The sequence below is a fragment of the Thiomonas sp. genome (assembly GCF_054608695.1).
Genome location: NZ_JBTRXV010000203.1, coordinates 1 through 2,536, shown reverse-complemented (window position 1 = coordinate 2,536; position 2,536 = coordinate 1). Strand labels below are relative to the sequence as shown.

Annotated in this window: 7 protein-coding genes; 1 reads left to right on the top strand and 6 read right to left on the bottom strand. The window is 66.6% G+C overall.

Translation table 11 applies throughout. From position 1 onward, the window contains the following. Window positions 1–91: 91 nt before the first annotated feature. From ACYCUK_RS24335 to ACYCUK_RS24325, 3 genes are read right to left on the bottom strand one after another with little or no spacing between them, the layout of a single operon-like run. Window positions 92–364, bottom strand: a complete 273-nt coding sequence (locus tag ACYCUK_RS24335; RefSeq protein ID WP_461597154.1) for a hypothetical protein — start codon at window positions 362–364, stop codon at window positions 92–94. 12 nt (window positions 365–376) lie between these two features. After that, complete coding sequence (locus ACYCUK_RS24330; protein WP_461597153.1) at window positions 377–532, bottom strand: hypothetical protein; 156 nt, start codon at window positions 530–532, stop codon at window positions 377–379. Then, window positions 529–822, bottom strand: coding sequence for a hypothetical protein (locus tag ACYCUK_RS24325; RefSeq protein WP_461597152.1), 294 nt, complete (start codon window positions 820–822; stop codon window positions 529–531). The genes ACYCUK_RS24330 and ACYCUK_RS24325 overlap by 4 nt, the downstream gene beginning before the upstream one ends. 16 nt (window positions 823–838) lie before the next feature. Here ACYCUK_RS24325 and ACYCUK_RS24320 point away from each other — a divergent pair, with 16 nt between their 5' ends. Then, window positions 839–1,363 (top strand): endonuclease domain-containing protein, encoded by a 525-nt coding sequence (locus ACYCUK_RS24320; RefSeq protein WP_461597151.1) that lies wholly within the window; start codon window positions 839–841, stop codon window positions 1,361–1,363. A 3-nt stretch (window positions 1,364–1,366) separates the two neighbouring features. Here ACYCUK_RS24320 and ACYCUK_RS24315 read toward each other — a convergent pair whose 3' ends face one another. The 3 genes from ACYCUK_RS24315 to ACYCUK_RS24305 form a co-directional block, all read right to left on the bottom strand. Next, complete coding sequence (locus tag ACYCUK_RS24315; protein WP_461597150.1) at window positions 1,367–1,543, bottom strand: hypothetical protein; 177 nt, start codon at window positions 1,541–1,543, stop codon at window positions 1,367–1,369. 123 nt (window positions 1,544–1,666) lie between these two features. Then, window positions 1,667–1,897 (bottom strand): hypothetical protein, encoded by a 231-nt coding sequence (locus ACYCUK_RS24310; protein ID WP_461597149.1) that lies wholly within the window; start codon window positions 1,895–1,897, stop codon window positions 1,667–1,669. A 3-nt stretch (window positions 1,898–1,900) separates the two neighbouring features. Beyond that, window positions 1,901–2,536: hypothetical protein (locus ACYCUK_RS24305; protein ID WP_461597148.1), on the bottom strand; the 636-nt coding region annotated here is incomplete at its 5' end.

Below are 2,536 nucleotides of genomic sequence, written 5' to 3'. Positions count from 1 at the left end.
CCTCCCGTCGCCGCCGAAGGCGTCGATGCGGGCACGGGCACGGCCGCGGCCATCCGCCCGACGCGGGACTGATAGCGCACGGCCGGCACGGCTACGCCGCCTGGGTCGTCTGGGTGGTGACGGTCGCCTGAGGGACTGCGGTGGTGCGCACGGTGGCGCTAGACGCGGCCGCAGCGACGGCGGTCTGCTTCGTCTTGTGCAGCTGGAACGTGTCCACGAGCACGATGAGCCCGGCCACGCCGTCGACGACCGCCTTCACGATGACCGAGTTGTGCCCGATGACCGTGGTGAGGACGCCGAGCACGATGGCCGCGACGGATCGCACGTCGGTCCCTGTCCCGAGGATCTCGATGAGCTTGCTCAACATCGTCCCTCCTTAGCTGGGCGCCTTGCCCAGGAGCCCGCCGATGGCGGGGCTCGTGATCTTGCTCACGCCTGTCGCCGCCTGCTGGGTACCGGCGCCGTGCGTCACGATGTCTGCCAGAATTATCCCACCAACTACCAGCGCAGCGAGTGAAAAGAACTTGCTCATGCTGCCACCGCCTTTTGCTTCGTTGTCTTTCCGATGTGGACGGGGTTCTTCGGTGTCCACAGGTTGAGGAGCGTCGCCACCACGAACCCCCACGCAACGGCTGCCGCGACCGGCTCGGCCCTCGTCTTGCCCATGAGCCCGAGCAGGCCGTAGATGATCGCCGCGCCCGCGTAGTCGCTCGGGATGACCAGATGCGGGATCGGCCCTGTGCCCGAGATCGTCACTCCGCGGTAGGTCACCAATGCGATTTCTACAAAAAAGGCCGCTAGCAGCACAAGAATCGCCCCCATCCGCTACGATGATGCGATGGGGCGCCCTCGAAGTACCCACTGTCCCGCAGGCCACCCCTACGACGAGGCGAACACGTACCTCGACTCGCGTGGGCGACAGCACTGTCGTGTCTGTCGGCGCCAGCGGAGCAGGGAATACGCAGCGAGAAACCCGGAGAAGATGCGGGAACGAGCGACGCGTAGGACACGGGAACGCACACGCACGGCTGCCCAACAGCGCCGGATAGCGCGAGCTGATTACCTGCGCGAGTACCAACGTCGGTGGCGTGAGACCCACCGGGAGCACCAGCGCGAATACAACCGTAAGCACCGAGAAGCGACGGCGACGCGGCCGCGTCCCGATGCGTGCGAAGTCTGCGGCCGCTCAGGGGGGGCGCGAGCGCTCCATAAGGATCACGATCATTCGCACTGCCGCAGCGGGTGCAAAGAGTGCTTTCGAGGCTGGTTGTGCAGCGGTTGCAACGTCGCGTTAGGGCACGCTGGGGATTCTCCCCAGCGACTGCGACTACTGGCTGCGTATATAGAACGGTTCGCACCGTAAGAATCAGCCCTTCTTCCCTGTCTTGGCCTGCGGCGCAGCCTGCTGAGCCTTGACGTGCGCGGCCCACGCTGTGGGCTTTGCGATTGTCAGGAACCCCAGGCTTGTCCCGTGCAGGAACGTCAAGCCCCAGTACGTGACCGCGTAGCCGAGCCAGAGCACGAAGATCCCGGCCCCGATCATGGGCTAGCCCTTCGTCGACCCAGGCAGGTGCGGCCCGAAGACGTTGTGGTACACCCAGACGCCGGCCACGCCGACGACGAGCCCCACCCAGAATGCGTGACGACCGTGCATGTGTTTCTCCTCTCAGCGCGGCAGCGAGTGCCTGATCAGGGCGAGGAGCACGATCGCTCCTGCGCCGGTCCACAGCGCCATCCCGAACGGGGTCGACGGGTGCCACCACGGCTGCTGCGACGACACCGAGACGGTCGCGCCCGGAGAGAACGCTGCGATGGCGGCGTTGGCGGGGTTCTTGCCGGCGTTGGCCCCCATCGAGGCCCCGGCCTTCCCCCATGCGTACAGGTTGGTCCCGGCCACGGCCTAGATCCCCAGGTCCGTGGCGCCCTGAATGATGGTGCCGGCGGGGACGATCTGACCGAGGCAGAGGCTGAGCTGCGCGGGCGCCTTCGCGAACGAACCCCACGGGTAGCCGGCCAGCTCGAGGAGCGTGCCCGGCGAGGACGCCAGCCACTGCTCGCCTGATGTGAGCAGACCGAGGACGCTTTGGTTCATGGCGGTGCGCCTCGACAGGGCGACGACGCCCTTGGGCCTCGTCACTGTCGGCCACGTGATCGCCATGTCGTCGAGCAACTCGTCGATCGTGGTTGTCCAGATCGGCACGCCGTCGAGGATCACCTGCCACCGCGCTGTCGCTGTTGTCAGCGTTGTTGTCGCGAAGCCGGGCCAACCGTCGATGCGAGCGCCTGTGGCGTTGCGCATGACGACGATGATCGTGTCGAGGAACCCACCGAGGCGCGGTCCCTGGATGCGTCCCGAGAACTTGCTGCCCACGGTCGGGTTCATGGGCGTCACGATCCACTGGCGGGTCGTGCCGAGCCCAGGCGGCTCGATTGTCACGCCCTCGGGCAGCCAGTAGAAGTCGCTGTCCACCTGCACCTTGATGGTCGGCAGCGTCCCCGGCGACGTGGTGCCGTAGAAGGTCGCAGACGTGTTGAG